The organism is Tautonia rosea (assembly GCF_012958305.1).
In the GTDB taxonomy this organism is placed as follows: domain Bacteria; phylum Planctomycetota; class Planctomycetia; order Isosphaerales; family Isosphaeraceae; genus Tautonia; species Tautonia rosea.
In genome coordinates this window covers 33,761-47,658 of sequence record NZ_JABBYO010000018.1, presented here as the reverse complement: position 1 = coordinate 47,658, position 13,898 = coordinate 33,761, and the positions used below count along the sequence as shown (strand labels likewise).

The window sequence follows — 13,898 nt, the reverse complement described above, 5'->3', positions numbered from 1 at the left end:
CGGACGGCTTCCGCCTCTGGAGCGTCGGCGATGGGTTCTCCACCCCCTGAGCCCCGGAGCCCTCCCGATGGTCCGCCCCCTCCTCACCCTGGTCCTGCTCGCCGCCTCCGGATTCTCCGCGGTCGCCATCGCCGACGAACCGCTCCGCCTGGGCACGTTCGACGTCGACGCCTCCCCTCCCGTCGGCACCCCGATGGCCTACGACCCGACCGACGGTGTCCAGGACCCGCTCCACTGCAAGGGGATTGTTCTGCTTGGCGAAGACGAGCCGATCGTCCTGCTGGCGATTGACTGGATCGGCGTCGGCAACGGCGGCCAAGACGCCTTCAAGGAGGCGATCGCCGGGGCCGTCGGCACCTCGCCCGACCGCGTCGCCGTCCACGCCTTGCACCAGCACGACGCCCCCCGCTGCGACTTCTCCGCAGCCGAGCTGCTGATCGAGCACGGAGTCGACCCCTCCGAATCCTTCTTCGACCTCGACTTCGCCCGCGACGTCATCGCCCGAGCCGCCGACGCCGCCCGCCAGGCCAAGGCCGACGCCCGAACCGTCACCCACATCGGCTCGGCCGACGCCCTGGTCGAGGGGGTCGCCTCGAACCGCCGCATCCTCGGCCCCGATGGCCGAGTCCGCGCCACCCGCTACACCGCCTGCCGCGACGAGGCCCTCCGCGCCGAGCCCGAAGGCATCATCGACCCGAACCTCAAGCTCCTCACCTTCTTCGACGGCGCCGAGCCGATCGCCTGCCTCTCCTACTACGCCTGCCACCCCCAGAGCTACTACCGCACCGGCCTGGCCAGTTGCGACTTCCCCGGCCTCGCCCGCCAGGCCCGAGAGGCTGCCACCGGCATCCCTCACATCCACTTCGACGGCGCCGGCGGTAACATTGGCGCCGGCAAGTTCAACGACGGCGCCCCCGAGAACCGCCAGGTCCTCGCCGACCGCCTCGCCGACGCCATGCGACGCGCCTTCGACACCGCCGCCGAAACCAATCGCCGATCACCCGTCTCCTCCTCCTCGATCGCCTGGGAGGTCGTCCCCGTCGTCCTCCCCGCCGCCCCTCACCTCGACGAAGAAACCCTCTCCGCCACCCTGGCCGACCCGAACTCCAACGCCCGCATCTCCGCCGCGGTCGACCTTGTCTGGCTCCGTCGCTGCACCACTGGCAACGACCCGATCCCCGTCTCTTGCCTCACCCTCGGCCCGACTCGCCTGCTCCACCTCCCCGGCGAGCTGTTCGTCGAGTACCAGCTTGCCGCCCAGGCCATGCGTCCCGACCTCTTCGTCTGCATGGCCGCTTACGGCGACTACGCCCCCGGCTACATCTGCACCGCCTCCGCCTACTACCAAGGGGGCTACGAGGCCAGCCCCCGCGCCTCGAATGTCGCCCCCACCGTCGAGATCGTCCTCCTCGACGCCATCGCCCGCCTGCTCCAGCAGGACGATCATTGAACACTCCGCGTTCGTCCGTCGATTGCAACCCGTTCGGAGCCTTGCATGTCTGCCTCCTCTCCGGTCCGTGTCGGCCAGCCGGCCCCGGATTTCTCGCTGTCGTCCACCTCAGGAACCACAACCCGGCTTTCCGATTTCCGAGGCCGAGAGGTCGTCCTGTTCTTCTACCCCAAGGACGATACCCCGGGATGCTCGGCCGAAGCCTGCTCGTTTCGAGACTCCTACGAGGTCTTCCAGCAGGCTGGAGCCGAGGTTATCGGCATCAGCTCCGACTCCCTCGAATCTCATCAACGGTTCACTAACCGCTTACGACTTCCCTATCTCCTCCTGAGCGATCCCGAAGGCGCGGTTCGTGATCGCTTCGGCGTGCCGAAAACCCTCGGTCTGATCCCCGGCCGGGTAACGTATCTGATCGACCGCGAGGGAATCGTTCGGCACATCGTTTCGTCGCAGTTCCGCCCGACCCGGCATGTCTCCGAAACCCTCGATGTCCTCCATTCCCTCCGCAACGATTCCGGTTCCGCTCCACCCCCCTGATCCCCTGCCTCTCCCCGCCTCGACCCACTCCTTCCGGTGTTCAGAGTTGGCCCGGCGCCGTAATCTCTCGGAGAATCGCTGTCGATCGCCCGACCGCCCGACCGATACTCACACGGATCTTTGTGCACTCGATGGCGCTCACACTTGCCACGATTGCTCCAGTTGGCACGGAGGCCAAGGTCGATGCTCGGAACGCTCCTCGACGCCTTCAAACTGATCCGCGACTATTGGCCGAAGCGTTGGTCCAACGTTCAGGTGACCTTCCTCGTCCAGGAGATGGGAGGGTGGACCATCTCCTGCCGGGCGACCCGATCCGACCAACTCCTCGTCACCGTCACCGCCGCGTCCGGCCAGTTGATCGCCTCGATGGAAGGCCCCAACACGCTTGACGGCGAGGTCCGCCAGGGCTGCAACATGGAAGGCATGTCGCCCGACTGGTTCGTCGACTGTTTCCGCATGGCCCGCTGCTACCGCGAGTTCGAACGCACCGGCGACCTGGAAGCTTCGGGACACTTCAACTACTTCCGCACTCGAACCGTCTATCGCTGGGAATGCCTTGAGGAAGACGAGCGATTGGCCCAGGAAGCGGCCGAGGAAGCCGAGGCGGCCTTGATCCCCCGTCCCCCATGCCCCACCCGGTCATTGCCCCGCCAGACCCCTCGGCGGTATGATCCTCCAACCGTTGTCAAACATCATTGCGCAACGAACGGGAGGATCTGAATGCTCGCCTCGTCCTGCGCTGGCCCACTGCGTCGCCGCGAGTTCCTCCGTCTCGGCTCCCTCGCCCTGGGCGGCCTCGGCCTCTCCGACCTGCTCGCCGCCCGATCCTCCGCGAACAACGGCCCCCTTTCCGATCCCGACACCTCCGTCATCCTTTTCTGGATGTGGGGCGGCCCCAGCCAGTTCGAAACCTGGGACCCCAAGCCCGATGCTCCCGCCGAGTACCGCGGCCCCTTCAACCCCATCGCCACAAGCGTCCCCGGCATGGACTTCTGCGAGGTCTTCCCGCTCCAGGCAAAGCTCGGCGACAAGGTTTCGATCGTCCGATCGCTCCATCACACCATGTCGGCCCATAACGACGGCTCCATCGAGCTCTTGACCGGCAAGACCCCGAGCCCCCCCGACCCCACCTCCACCTCGAAGTCCGAGCACCCCGACTTCGGCATGGTCGCCAGCCACGTCCGCGGCCTTCGCCCCGATGGCCTCCCGCGCTACGTCGGCATCCCCCGCCAGCCCTTCATGACTCGGCCGACCTACCTCGGCGTCACCCACTCCGCCTTCGCCACCGGCGACCCCTCGGCCCCCGACTTTCGCCCCCCTGCCCTCGCCCTCGTCGGCGGGATCAACGGCCAGCGTCTCGACGACCGCCGCGGCCTCCTCACCCAGTTCGACGGCTTCCGCCGCGGCCTCGACGACCGCCCCAACGCCGACGCCGACCCGTTCCGCGAGGCGGCGCTCCAGATGCTCACTAACCCCGGCGTCGCCTCCGCCTTCGACCTCTCCCGCGAGGACCCCCGCCTCCGCGACCGCTACGGCCGCCACCTCTGGGGCCAGGCCTGCCTGCTCGCCCGCCGCCTCGCCGAGGCCGGCTCCACCGTCATCACCATCGACGCGCTGGCCCCCACCCTCTCCGACCGCTACTTCTCGTGGGATGATCACATCAACGTCCAAACCCGATGGGATCTCGGCGACGCCACCCGCTATCGCTCCCCCTTCATGGACCAGGCCCTTTCCGCCCTGATCGAAGACGTCTACGTCCGCGGCCTCGACCGCAAAATCCTCATCGTCGCCTGCGGTGAGTTCGGCCGCACCCCCCGCCTCGCCCACGCCGACGGCCTCATCGGCCGCGACCACTGGCCCGACGCCATGTCCGCGCTGCTCAGTGGTGGCGGCCTGCACACCGGCCAGGTCATCGGCTCCACCAACTCCCGAGGCGAGTACCCCACCGAACGCCCCCTCTCCCCCCAGGACCTCCTCGCCACCCTCTACCACCACCTCGGCATCCCCCCCCACACCGAGTTTCCCGACTTCACCGGCCGCCCCATCCCCCTCCTCCCCCACGGCGAGCCCATCCGGGAACTGATTTGACCCCAGGTGGGCAAAGCAGAGTTCTTCTGAACTCGGAGAGGTATCATTGAAGGGGGAACTCTTCGAAATCATTCGACGCCTCGTTGCGGAAGACCGTTACCTCGTGGGAAACCACGCTTCCGAACGTTTGGAAGAACGAGGTATCCTGGAATGGCAAGCCGTCTCCGGCCTTGATGACGGCTCGTTGATCGTCGAACACCCCAACGCGACACCTCACCCGACCGTCGAGGTCCGCGAGGCATTGCCGGATGGCACCGAGTTCAAGGCCGTTTGGTCACTCCTCCGCCCGAGTGGAATTGCCAAGCTCGTCACCGTTCACTTCTTCGACCGAGGCCCGAGATGAAGATTCCGGGAGAACGGATCACACGGACCCGTTTCATTCAGACAGACAAGTACGTCGTTGCCGTTGATGTCGAAATGGTCATTCCTGCCGACGACCCCAGTGAACCTTGCTACGAGCCTGAAACCGTCCGACTCCTCCGCGACATTCATGAACACGCCGAACGCGGCGACCTCGCATGGCTCGCCAGGCACGGCAAGGTCTATGCTGCGGTGGAGTCCGCGTAACGACGCTATACGGCGAGCCTTCGAGGACACACCTTCCCCCTTCCAGGTCCTCGTGTGCTCGACACTCTCGACGCGAGCCCGGAAGAAAAGGCGAAGCGGACTCAATCACAATTCGAAGAATCATGATTTCGAATTTTTCTGTAATTCCAATCGCGTTCTTCTCTGCCGTTTTCTTGCAAGGCACCTTCGCCTCGGCCCAGGAGGCTGCCGACGCCCACCGCCCTCCCAACATCCTGCTCATCCTCATCGACGACCTCGGCTACGCCGACGTCGGCTGTTTCGGCAACCGGTCCAATCAAACGCCTCACATCGACCGCCTCGCCGCCGAAGGGCTTCGCTTCACCGACTTTCATTCCAATGGCCCGATGTGTTCGGCCACCCGGGCCGCCTTGCTCACCGGACGCTACCAGAACCGGTTCGGCCGCGCCTTCGAAGGGGCGCTCGACGCCGACCGCGACCACGACATCGGACTCCCCCTCGAAGAACTCACCATCGCCGAGGCCCTGAAACCTGCCGGCTACGTCTCGGGCCTCTTCGGCAAGTGGCACCTCGGCTACCAGGCTCCCTTCCTCCCCACCCGGCAAGGGTTCGACGAATTCCGCGGCCTGCTCACCGGAGACGGCGACCATCATTCGCACCTCAGCCGATCCGGCGACCCCGACTGGTGGGTCGGCGAAACCCTGGCCCTCGAACCAGGCTACAGTGTTGATCTCATCACGCGAGACAGCATCGATTTTATCGAACGGCATCGCGACCAACCGTTTTTCCTGCTTGTCTCTCACCTGGCGATCCACTTCCCCTGGCAAGGCCCCAACGAGCCGGCGCACCGCCAACAGGGGCACGACTACAGCGATCTCAGCAAGCTCGGCCCTCACCCTCCCGGCGCCGTCCGGCCTGTGGTCCGGGAGATGGTCGAGGCGATCGACCGCAGCGTCGGCCAACTCATCACCACGTTGCAACGCCTCAATCTCGACCGCTCCACCCTGGTGATCTTCACCTCAGACAACGGCGGCTATCGCCACTACGGCAATCGCTTCCACGGCGAGATTTCCGACAACGGCCCCCTCCGCGGCCAGAAGGGCCAACTGTTCGAAGGCGGCCACCGCGTCCCTGCGATCGCCTGGTGGCCCGGCCGGGTTGCCCCCGGCGTCACTCCCGAGACCGCGATGACGATGGACCTTCTGCCCACCTTCCTCGACCTCGCCCACCTCGAACCGATCGCCGCCCCCGCACTCGACGGCATCTCACTCGCCCCGCTCCTCCTCCGCCGCGAACCTCTCCCGGATCGCCCGTTCTTCTGGCGCAACGGGTCCGTCGCCGCTGCCCGCCTCGGTCCCTGGAAGCTCCTGATCGACGACGGCCGCCCGCTCCTGTTTCACCTCGCCGCCGACCCATCCGAATCGCACAACCTGTCGGCTACCAACCCAAACCGCGTTGCCCACCTCTCCTCGATGCTCGACACCTGGCAAGACGAGATGGACCGCCCCCGTCCTCTACCGGCAAATCCTTCGCCTGCCGGGCCCTGACCTCGCCTCAACACCGAGAAAGCCCCCGATGCTCGGGCGCAACGGGGGCCTTTCGGCGGATCGCACGATCATCGGACGACCCGGTCCGCTCCGCAACTCAGCGTGACCCAACTCAGGGAAGTAAGACCGTATCGATGACGTGGATCACGCCGTTGCTCGCATCAATATCCACCGCAAGAATTTTACTTTGATTGATGAACACTCCTTCTGCGGTCACGGCCGGGAAGGTGAACCCCTTGTTCAGCGTCCGGATGCGCGTCGAGGAAACCACGTCCTCCGCGAAGCGTTCGCCGGGCGACACATGGTACAGCAGGATGTTGGTCAGCGCCTCGACCGGCAGCGTGCCGATGTTCCCAGCATTCAGCCCCAGCTTCTCGAACGCCGCATCGGTCGGAGCGAACACGGTGAACTGTCGACGCCCATCCAGCGTCTCAACCAGTCCGGCCGCGTCCAAAGCGGCGATGAGCGTCGAAAATTCCCCTGTCTCCTCGTTCACCGCAATGGCGATGTCCACGATCGTCGGACCCTTCGGAGCAGGCGGTCCCTGCGCCTCGGCCTGCGGTCCAAAAGATCCCATCGGGAACACACACAGCGCGGCAAGAGCCATCGGCGCAGCAACGAATCGGGCGAGCATGAGACCTCAACCTCCTGATGCAATCATTCTGGAATGTGATAAACCAGCTCGAAATGAATGGTAAACCCGAGTGCATCGAGACTCCGCCTCGCAGCATTTCGATCACCGGGTTCCCACTGAGATAGGCACAAAAACGCCTCTGGCAAGCAATGTCGCCTCAAATCAACATAACTGATTCAATCGAAACATGCATTTACCCATCGCTCAAAGGTGGCACCCACGCGCCGACAATCCGTCTCGCCCCGGCGCGCCACCAGGGTCGGGTCATGTCCGGGAGACTGGGTTGTGTGGTACGCTGGGTCGATGGCCTGGCGGGCCAGACGGTCACGAGAGACCAGGCGCTGTCAGGCCCTTCAAGGGCACCCACCATGAAAACCGCATTACTCGTCATCGACGTTCAGAACGACTACTTCCCTGGCGGCAAGTTCCCCCTCTGGAAGCCAGAAGCGACGCTCCAATCGATCGAGCACGCGATTGCAAAGGCAAAATCGGTCGGCATACCGGTCATCTTCGTCCAGCACGTCGTCACCCCTGCCGCCTCGGCCCCTTTCTTTGGCGAGGGGACTGAAGGGGCCGCGATTCACCCCCGCATCCAGGCCGCCGCCCCCGACGCCCCAATCGTCGTCAAGCAGTCGGCCGACAGCTTCCGCGACACCACCCTCGACGACACCCTCCAGCAGCTCGGCATCACCGACCTCCTCGTCTGCGGCATGATGACCCACAACTGCGTCACCCACACCGCCCTCTCCAAAGCCGCCGAGAAGTACCATGTCCGCATCCTCCCCGACTGCTGCACCACGGTCGACGAGATGATCCACGCCCTCTCCCTCTCCGCCCTCTCCGACCGGCTCCCCCTCGTCCCCTCCGACCAGGCGCTCGAAGGCTGACGCTTCCCATGATTGATCCCCTCCCCTCGGCGCGCCCTCCGGTTCCCCCGGTCAGGACCCGCATCCGACCCCCAAAGCAAGTCGCCCATCCTTGAGCCATCTTCTCCCGGACCGAGGGCCGGATCATGATCTTCCGCTTCCTTGCCGACGCCGTCCTCGTCCTGCACCTCGCCTTCATTCTTCTTGTGATCTTCGGCGGCCTGCTCGTCCTCCGCTGGCCCAAGGTCGCCTGGATCCACCTTCTGGTCGCCACCTGGGGAGCCCTCATCGAGTTCATGAACTGGCGATGCCCACTCACCCCCCTCGAAAAATTCCTCCGACGCCTCAGCGGCGAGGCCGGCTACGAGGGCGGCTTCATCGAGCACTACCTTCTCCCCGTCATCTATCCCGGCGCATTAACCCCGACCGTCCAGGTCATACTGGGCCTCGGCGTCCTCGTCATCAATACAGCGATTTATGGATACGTCTTCTACCAAAGGCGACGCTCCACGTCGTGATCCATGCCGCGGTCTGGGTGGCGAAGCCGCACGAAGCTGAAGCCGCACCCTCGCCCCTCATTCAAGCCCGGCTTCCCCTGAATACATCATGTCGCTTCGCAACCCGGAAAACGTGGGGCGTTGGTCGAGTCACCCAGTCACCCGCCGCCTTTTCCTCCGGATGATGCAGCGCCGAGTTGTTGGAGTAGGCCGAGGATGTCTGACTTCCGCACGTGGGTTGTAATTCTCCCGTCCTTGATGGTGTAGATATCGATCCCGGTCCAACTGACCGATTTTCCCGTGGCAGGGATGCCCCAGAATTCGCCGAGATGCGTACCCTTGAAGGTCCACAGCGTTACAACCTTGTCTCCCTCGGCAATCATCTCCTCCGTGGTGACATGCACGTCGCGAAACGCGACACTTACGTCGGAGAAGGCATCTCTCACATAATCTTGAATGGCTGGGGTACAGAGCGCCACGAACGCCTCCAGATCGTTGGCGTTGCGTGCTTCGATCAAGCGCCTGACCACGGCCTTGTTTTCGTCTGACATGGTCCCCTCCGCCCAAGCTGTTGGAGTCGGGCGATCTTCCGTGTTTACACACACCTATTCGTCCACATCATTCCACCTTACAACCCGATCATGCCGAAACGATCGAGGCTTGCAATCAAAATCCCAAGAAAACTCCTATGAAACAAATCAACAAGTTATCCTCACATTGCAGAGCGACATGAGACCGACACGGTCGTCTTCGAGGAGGTCGAGTCGGCAGCGTCGCGTCCGCAACGCACAGACCAGATGGGAGAGATGTGTGATCGGGGACGAGCCACACCCTGAAGCATTACACCAGCCATCGCGGCGCCCCCCCCCATTCCAGCGAGCGGCAGTTGGCCCGGATGACCGCCAGGAGCACGGTCCGCCCGACGCCGCGGTTCGGCGGCCCGCGAATGCGCCGCCTTCAACCCCGAAGGGCACCAGGCCTCCCGGACCGCATCCGAGGGCAAGCCGCCTGCGCCAATCGCCCGATCAGAACGCCAGTTGCAACTGAGAGCGGAACATAATCCCCGAATCCCCCGCCCGGTAGTTCGGCCCGCTGTTCTGGGCGGGGATCGCGTCGAGCCAGGTCGCGTCGAACGTGAATTTCAGGTAGTGCGTGCGGTTGATGAACCAGTTCATGCCGAGCGCGTATTCCGCCCCGCTGCCGAATCGCCCGTTGACCTGCGAGTGCCTCGCAATCAGCTCCACCCGCTCCCGGAGCACGAAATACCCGCCCTGCACGTAGTAGCCGTGATCGAACAGCCGGGTGATCGGCAGCGGACCATCCCCCTGGATGTCGTTGAGCCAGCGGAGGTAGTACTCGGCGTTGATGCTCAGGCCCCGATACTTCAGGGCCGCGTCGATCGCATAAAGCGTGATGTCGAAGTCGTTGACCGTCACCCCCGGCGCAAGCGCACCGGGCTCGAACAAGGGCGTGCCATCCGACAGTCGAACGAAGTTCTGCTCGCTGACCGGCTGAAAGAAGATCGCGGCCGGCGACCCGGGCGCATAGGTCAGGCTGTTGCCCAGCCGGACGGCCAGCCGCTCGTGCCATTCGAGATCCGAGAAGCCCCGCCCGAAGTCGCCGATGACCTCCGACCACAGCGACCCGGAGTACGCCGGCTGCTCATTGATCTCCTCGAACGTCAGGTCGGCCGTGTCGAACCCGTTGGCCAGCATCACCCGGTAGAAAACCTTCTCCACCGGCTCGCCGAGCGCCCAGATCCCCACGCTCCGATCGGGCCGGAAGAAGGTCGTGGCCATCGGCCGGTCAGCGAACTGGGTCCGCGTCGAGCCCTCCAGCCACGATCGGCTCCCCGGCACGAATGCCTTGCCGATATAAACATCCAGCGCCCGGTTGAACCGGTAGTTGATCCAGAAGTCGTGCGCGATCACCACGTGCTGGTCATCGGTGTCAAAATCGAGGTTCAGATAATATTGCAAGTCCGGATCATAGAAGAACCCCTCGAACGACAGCCGACCCCGCTCGATCTCAAAGTCCTGGCGATTCCGGATCGGCCGCACGATCCCGGCCGAGTCGATCCAGAACAGCCGAGACCGGCGAAATCCCGTATGCCGGAACTGCATCCGGATGTTCGTCTTCAGCAGATAAGGAACCTTCTCGTCGTCCGAACCGAGGACAAACCCCTCGTCGTAAAACGCATCCAGCGGAAACTTCTCCCCCTCCTCGGGCGGCTCGATCGGCGCGTCCCGGCCGTCGGTCTGGGTGGCCGGCTCCCCTCGAGGGCCAAGAATCTCGGTCTGATAGGCACGGAACGCCCCGCCGCCGACCCCGGCCGGCGCGGGCATCGGTAGGGCCGGCGTCCCCCCTACCTCGGGGACCTCCTCCGGCGTGACGGGGGTCGCCGGCTCCCCCATCGGGCCGATCGGGCTCGGGCCCGGGATCGGCGGCAAGCCCGGCTCCTGCGCCGGCTCAACGGCGGGGTCAAGGCTCGGCCCGACCACCCGCATCACCTCGTCGTACTTCGTCGAGAGCGCATCGAGCCGTTCCAGCAGCAGCCGATTCTGCTCCATCAGGCTCGTATTCATCTCCTCCAGGCGGCGCAGACGCTCCTCGACCGTCGGCTCCTGGCCGATCCCCCCCTCGGGCCAGGCCAGCAGCGCAGCGGCGATCACCCCGGCGATGCGTCGTCTCCGCCTGCTTCGGAAATCCGTCATAAGACTCCGTCCGGGCCCCGTCCGTCGACCGATCGACATCCGCTCCGCGAACGATGCCAATCCGTTGGTGCCTGGCCCAGACGTGCGAAGGAAATGTGAAGACGCCCTCTTTACCCCGGATCCGCAAACCGCTCAAGCCCGATCGCCCCCTTCGCAGGGCCGACTCCCCAACGCGATTCGCACGCCTCCAAAACCTCCTGTCAGAATGTCGAACCTCTTCCTCGATCGACTTCGTCCCCAGACCAACGCAAACCGAGGTCGCCGAGCGACGAGAGGCCACGAAGAGGCGCCCCCAAGCCTCTTGCGGCTTCGCCATCCCGGTTGACGAGCAAGCGAGCCCATCCGCCGCGCCGGGTGCCCCGGGTTCCGCGCCAGCGGACCCCGGGCGAGGGGTCGGCTGGCCCATGCGGCTCCTGCCGGCGGTGAGGCAAGGCTTATCTCCCGCGCGGGTGGCCCGGACAGCGGCACGCTGTCCGGGCGGCGAAGCCGCACGAGGCCGAAGACGCACCCTCGCCCCTCATTCAAGCCCGGCTTCTCCTGAACGCTTCGTCTCGCTTCGCGACCCAGACCGCGCGGGGCGTTGGCCGGGCCACCCAGCCAATCGGAAGACAGTTCTTGGCCATCATCCAGTAACTCGCACGTGCTGTTTTGCAGCTTCGATGATTCGCTCCATGACAGCCACTGGGATTCGGTAGTTTCCCTCCGATCGAAAGAATAAGAATTGAGATTCGCCATTCTCGTCGACAACCACATGGAATAGCTCATCGCCATTAATGGCTGCGATTTCCAGTGCGGTGCCATCGTAGTCGATATCACCAGTCGTAGTCGTACTCTCGATCTCTCTGACGAGCGGCGTACTCGCTATCAGTGTTTTGTAATCGCTCATCGTCCGCGTCCCAAGAAGCCATTAAACTCATTTGTCACCGCGTTGAATCGCGCGACCAGCCCGTTGGGCAGTTTGAATTCGACTCCGTCACCAAACGCCTTTGTAGTCTTCGTCGTACGCGTTCCATTTCGCATGATAATCTTCAACGCATCGGCGGCAGCCTTGTTAATCCGGCAACAGGGCGAGCCCCCCGAATAGGTCAAAGGTGACCACAGCGATCCCGACCAGGGAGGCACGCAACGAGACTCGGGGGAGTGGCATTCGAATTTCAACACTCGTAAGCGTTTAAACTCTGCAAAACGAACGAACATTTCCGCCGTGAGCCCTGGCAGCGGGCGACCGCCGAGGCCCTTGCCCTCGGCCCCGGTCATCGGGCGAGGTCACGGCACCGCGACATCGCCGTCGCGTAGGCGTCCTTGAGCCGGACGAAGCGCTCAGTGGTTCCGCCCCGATCGGGATGGTCGCGCAGGGCGAGCGTGTGGAAGGCCCGCCGCACCTCGTCCGTCGAGCAGGGCCAATTCAGGCCCAGCAGCTCGATCGCCTCGGTCCAGGGGAAGTCGTTCGGCCTCGTCGACCGCTGGGTAACCGCCTCCAGAAAGGCCTCGGCCGCCGAGGTGTCCCGGAAGACCAGGCGGAACCGGTGCGGCCCCCTCGGGCGTCGGAAGACCGGGCGCACCACGGCCTCGATCCAGCCCCCCGCATCGTCCAGGATCGAGCAGATCCACGCCGACACCCCCTCCGGCAGCAAGCCGTCGGCCTCCACCGTGGCCCCTCCCCGGCCCACGTCCCTCAGCCGGGCCGTCGTGGTCCGAAACCTCTCGCCCTGCCACCATCCCAGGTGCACACGGCGCTCCCTCGGCTCATATCGAAGCCATTTCCTCCGCTCGCTCGTCATGCCGCCCATGGCCATCCCCCCCGCGATCCGATCCGCCCGATCGGCCACTCGATCCCCACCACCTCATGACGAGTCGCCCAGATCCGTCACCCGACGACACGACCCGCGGGGATCGGTGCCCGGAGCCCCAGGCCTCCCCGTCGTCGCGAATCCGGTCATTCCCCCATCACATTCCCTACGCGTCCCCCCTCCACCCCGGGCGGCATGTGGCCAGGAATCAACATCGTCGCAGTTCCCGGCTCGGTCGCCCGCTCGACCGTCCGGGAACGGGCAGGGTCGCACGCCCCGGCGGGACGGCGATCCCCTCGGCCCGCGAGTAGCCCAAACCGCAGCACGCCGGGTGCCACTGGCTCTGCCAGTGCCGGACCGGACCGGAGCACTGGCAGAGCCAGTGGCGCCCAGACATCAGCACCTTTCACCCGCCAGTGCCACCCCGCCGGTTAGGCGGGGGAGCGGCCAATGCCCTGGCCCGGAGCCCTCAGCTTCGTCCCGTGATTATTCTCTGTTAACACAGAGATAGCTCTTGACTAAGTCGCTACAATCGAGATAATAGAATTGTTGCGGCAACTTAGCAGTGACTGACTGAAAAAGAACACCTTATATTGTCTAGATTGGAGACCGCTATGACCAGCGTAGAGTTCAAATGGGCTCCCTTGGTTCATTCGTATTCGAACGGAGGAGCATTTCCTGCGATTATCGACTATTTGGCCGATCGGCAACGAGATCCGAGAAATCGAGAAACTAAGGTTGGAAACCTCACGGCGGATCTGGCAGCCCGAGGTTATCAATTTCAGTTTCCGGAATTGGAGTCCGCTCTCAAAGTATTCGACGAGGCTGGCTGTGGGAGCTATCAGCGTGGGCGGCCTCTTGAGCAGACTCGGTTGAAGTGGAGCTACTCCGCTCGGGAGATTGCCCAAGAAGTACTCGCAAGGGTTAATTCGGTCACACCTGACGAAATCCTCGATCGCAAAGAGAAGTACAAGGAAGCTGAAAAATTGGGAGGTGATACTGCAGAGCCGAGCTTCGATGATTCCATGGACGTTTATTATTTTCCCGTTAGACGGAATGTCGTGCTGGAAGTCAAGATCCGATCCGACATGACTGCCTCCGAGACCAACAACCTAGCTGACTTCGTCCGGGTCATTGCTGCATCTCGGTCGTCCGGCTCAGGAGGCGAATGAGAATTAATCGAGGACGGCTGGCTGGAGGGCAATCTGCGCTCTCCCGCGGGTGGCCTG

At 64.2% G+C, this 13,898-nt stretch carries 15 protein-coding genes; 10 read left to right on the top strand and 5 right to left on the bottom strand.

Features of this window, described 5'->3' with window-relative positions; genetic code table 11:
* Positions 1 to 67: 67 nt before the first annotated feature.
* The 7 genes from HG800_RS23465 to HG800_RS23435 all read left to right on the top strand — a co-directional run bounded on the left by HG800_RS23465 (position 68) and on the right by HG800_RS23435 (position 6,168).
* The gene (locus HG800_RS23465) at positions 68 to 1,450 is read left to right on the top strand and encodes a hypothetical protein (RefSeq protein WP_206352419.1); all 1,383 of its coding nucleotides are present in this window, start codon (positions 68 to 70) and stop codon (positions 1,448 to 1,450) included.
* A 45-nt stretch (positions 1,451 to 1,495) separates the two neighbouring features.
* Positions 1,496 to 1,987 (top strand): peroxiredoxin, encoded by a 492-nt coding sequence (locus tag HG800_RS23460; RefSeq protein ID WP_169980147.1) that lies wholly within the window; start codon positions 1,496 to 1,498, stop codon positions 1,985 to 1,987.
* 183 nt (positions 1,988 to 2,170) lie between these two features.
* The gene (locus HG800_RS23455; RefSeq protein WP_169980145.1) at positions 2,171 to 2,707 is read left to right on the top strand and encodes a hypothetical protein; all 537 of its coding nucleotides are present in this window, start codon (positions 2,171 to 2,173) and stop codon (positions 2,705 to 2,707) included.
* A complete protein-coding gene (locus HG800_RS23450; protein ID WP_169980143.1) occupies positions 2,708 to 4,075 on the top strand; it encodes a DUF1501 domain-containing protein in 1,368 nt (455 codons plus the stop codon). It begins immediately after the preceding gene.
* A 46-nt stretch (positions 4,076 to 4,121) separates the two neighbouring features.
* The gene (locus HG800_RS23445) at positions 4,122 to 4,418 is read left to right on the top strand and encodes a DUF4258 domain-containing protein (protein ID WP_169980141.1); all 297 of its coding nucleotides are present in this window, start codon (positions 4,122 to 4,124) and stop codon (positions 4,416 to 4,418) included.
* Positions 4,415 to 4,642, top strand: a complete 228-nt coding sequence (locus tag HG800_RS23440) for a hypothetical protein (protein ID WP_169980139.1) — start codon at positions 4,415 to 4,417, stop codon at positions 4,640 to 4,642. The genes HG800_RS23445 and HG800_RS23440 overlap by 4 nt, the downstream gene beginning before the upstream one ends.
* A 122-nt stretch (positions 4,643 to 4,764) precedes the next feature.
* Positions 4,765 to 6,168, top strand: a complete 1,404-nt coding sequence (locus HG800_RS23435) for a sulfatase-like hydrolase/transferase (RefSeq protein ID WP_169980137.1) — start codon at positions 4,765 to 4,767, stop codon at positions 6,166 to 6,168.
* Positions 6,169 to 6,280: 112 nt separating this feature from the next.
* Here the strand turns inward: HG800_RS23435 and HG800_RS23430 are convergent, their stop codons facing one another.
* Positions 6,281 to 6,802 carry a fasciclin domain-containing protein gene (locus tag HG800_RS23430; RefSeq protein WP_169980135.1) on the bottom strand — a complete coding sequence of 174 codons (522 nt, stop codon included), beginning with the start codon at positions 6,800 to 6,802 and terminating at the stop codon, positions 6,281 to 6,283.
* A gap of 368 nt (positions 6,803 to 7,170) precedes the next feature.
* Here HG800_RS23430 and HG800_RS23425 point away from each other — a divergent pair, with 368 nt between their 5' ends.
* On the top strand, positions 7,171 to 7,689 hold the full coding sequence (locus HG800_RS23425) for a cysteine hydrolase family protein (protein ID WP_169980264.1): 519 nt from the start codon (positions 7,171 to 7,173) through the stop codon (positions 7,687 to 7,689).
* Between the two features lie 125 nt (positions 7,690 to 7,814).
* Positions 7,815 to 8,186 carry a DUF2784 domain-containing protein gene (locus tag HG800_RS23420; protein WP_169980133.1) on the top strand — a complete coding sequence of 124 codons (372 nt, stop codon included), beginning with the start codon at positions 7,815 to 7,817 and terminating at the stop codon, positions 8,184 to 8,186.
* A 137-nt stretch (positions 8,187 to 8,323) separates the two neighbouring features.
* Here the strand turns inward: HG800_RS23420 and HG800_RS23415 are convergent, their stop codons facing one another.
* The 4 genes from HG800_RS23415 to HG800_RS23400 all read right to left on the bottom strand — a co-directional run bounded on the left by HG800_RS23415 (position 8,324) and on the right by HG800_RS23400 (position 12,708).
* A complete protein-coding gene (locus HG800_RS23415) occupies positions 8,324 to 8,716 on the bottom strand; it encodes an ester cyclase (RefSeq protein ID WP_169980131.1) in 393 nt (130 codons plus the stop codon).
* A gap of 474 nt (positions 8,717 to 9,190) precedes the next feature.
* Positions 9,191 to 10,879 carry a porin gene (locus HG800_RS23410; RefSeq protein WP_169980129.1) on the bottom strand — a complete coding sequence of 563 codons (1,689 nt, stop codon included), beginning with the start codon at positions 10,877 to 10,879 and terminating at the stop codon, positions 9,191 to 9,193.
* A gap of 622 nt (positions 10,880 to 11,501) precedes the next feature.
* Positions 11,502 to 11,765, bottom strand: coding sequence for a hypothetical protein (locus tag HG800_RS23405; protein ID WP_169980127.1), 264 nt, complete (start codon positions 11,763 to 11,765; stop codon positions 11,502 to 11,504).
* Positions 11,766 to 12,132: 367 nt separating this feature from the next.
* On the bottom strand, positions 12,133 to 12,708 hold the full coding sequence (locus tag HG800_RS23400) for a J domain-containing protein (RefSeq protein ID WP_169980125.1): 576 nt from the start codon (positions 12,706 to 12,708) through the stop codon (positions 12,133 to 12,135).
* Between the two features lie 575 nt (positions 12,709 to 13,283).
* Between HG800_RS23400 and HG800_RS23395 the strand changes: the two genes are divergently transcribed.
* Entirely contained in the window at positions 13,284 to 13,841 is a 558-nt protein-coding gene (locus HG800_RS23395) for a DUF1731 domain-containing protein (RefSeq protein WP_169980123.1), read from the top strand.
* The last annotated feature ends 57 nt before the right edge of the window (positions 13,842 to 13,898 follow it).

What these genes read in the sequence shown, in the direction of transcription:
- HG800_RS23465 (WP_206352419.1), top strand. Translation starts at nt 68, where the DNA reads ATGGTCCGCCCCCTCCTCACCCTGGTCCTGCTCGCCGCCTCCGGATTC.
- HG800_RS23460 (WP_169980147.1), top strand. Translation starts at nt 1,496, where the DNA reads ATGTCTGCCTCCTCTCCGGTCCGTGTCGGCCAGCCGGCCCCGGATTTC.
- HG800_RS23455 (WP_169980145.1), top strand. Translation starts at nt 2,171, where the DNA reads ATGCTCGGAACGCTCCTCGACGCCTTCAAACTGATCCGCGACTATTGG.
- HG800_RS23450 (WP_169980143.1), top strand. Translation starts at nt 2,708, where the DNA reads ATGCTCGCCTCGTCCTGCGCTGGCCCACTGCGTCGCCGCGAGTTCCTC.
- HG800_RS23440 (WP_169980139.1), top strand. Translation starts at nt 4,415, where the DNA reads ATGAAGATTCCGGGAGAACGGATCACACGGACCCGTTTCATTCAGACA.
- HG800_RS23435 (WP_169980137.1), top strand. Translation starts at nt 4,765, where the DNA reads ATGATTTCGAATTTTTCTGTAATTCCAATCGCGTTCTTCTCTGCCGTT.
- HG800_RS23430 (WP_169980135.1), bottom strand. Translation starts at nt 6,802, where the DNA reads ATGCTCGCCCGATTCGTTGCTGCGCCGATGGCTCTTGCCGCGCTGTGT.
- HG800_RS23425 (WP_169980264.1), top strand. Translation starts at nt 7,171, where the DNA reads ATGAAAACCGCATTACTCGTCATCGACGTTCAGAACGACTACTTCCCT.
- HG800_RS23420 (WP_169980133.1), top strand. Translation starts at nt 7,815, where the DNA reads ATGATCTTCCGCTTCCTTGCCGACGCCGTCCTCGTCCTGCACCTCGCC.
- HG800_RS23415 (WP_169980131.1), bottom strand. Translation starts at nt 8,716, where the DNA reads ATGTCAGACGAAAACAAGGCCGTGGTCAGGCGCTTGATCGAAGCACGC.
- HG800_RS23410 (WP_169980129.1), bottom strand. Translation starts at nt 10,879, where the DNA reads ATGACGGATTTCCGAAGCAGGCGGAGACGACGCATCGCCGGGGTGATC.
- HG800_RS23405 (WP_169980127.1), bottom strand. Translation starts at nt 11,765, where the DNA reads ATGAGCGATTACAAAACACTGATAGCGAGTACGCCGCTCGTCAGAGAG.
- HG800_RS23395 (WP_169980123.1), top strand. Translation starts at nt 13,284, where the DNA reads ATGACCAGCGTAGAGTTCAAATGGGCTCCCTTGGTTCATTCGTATTCG.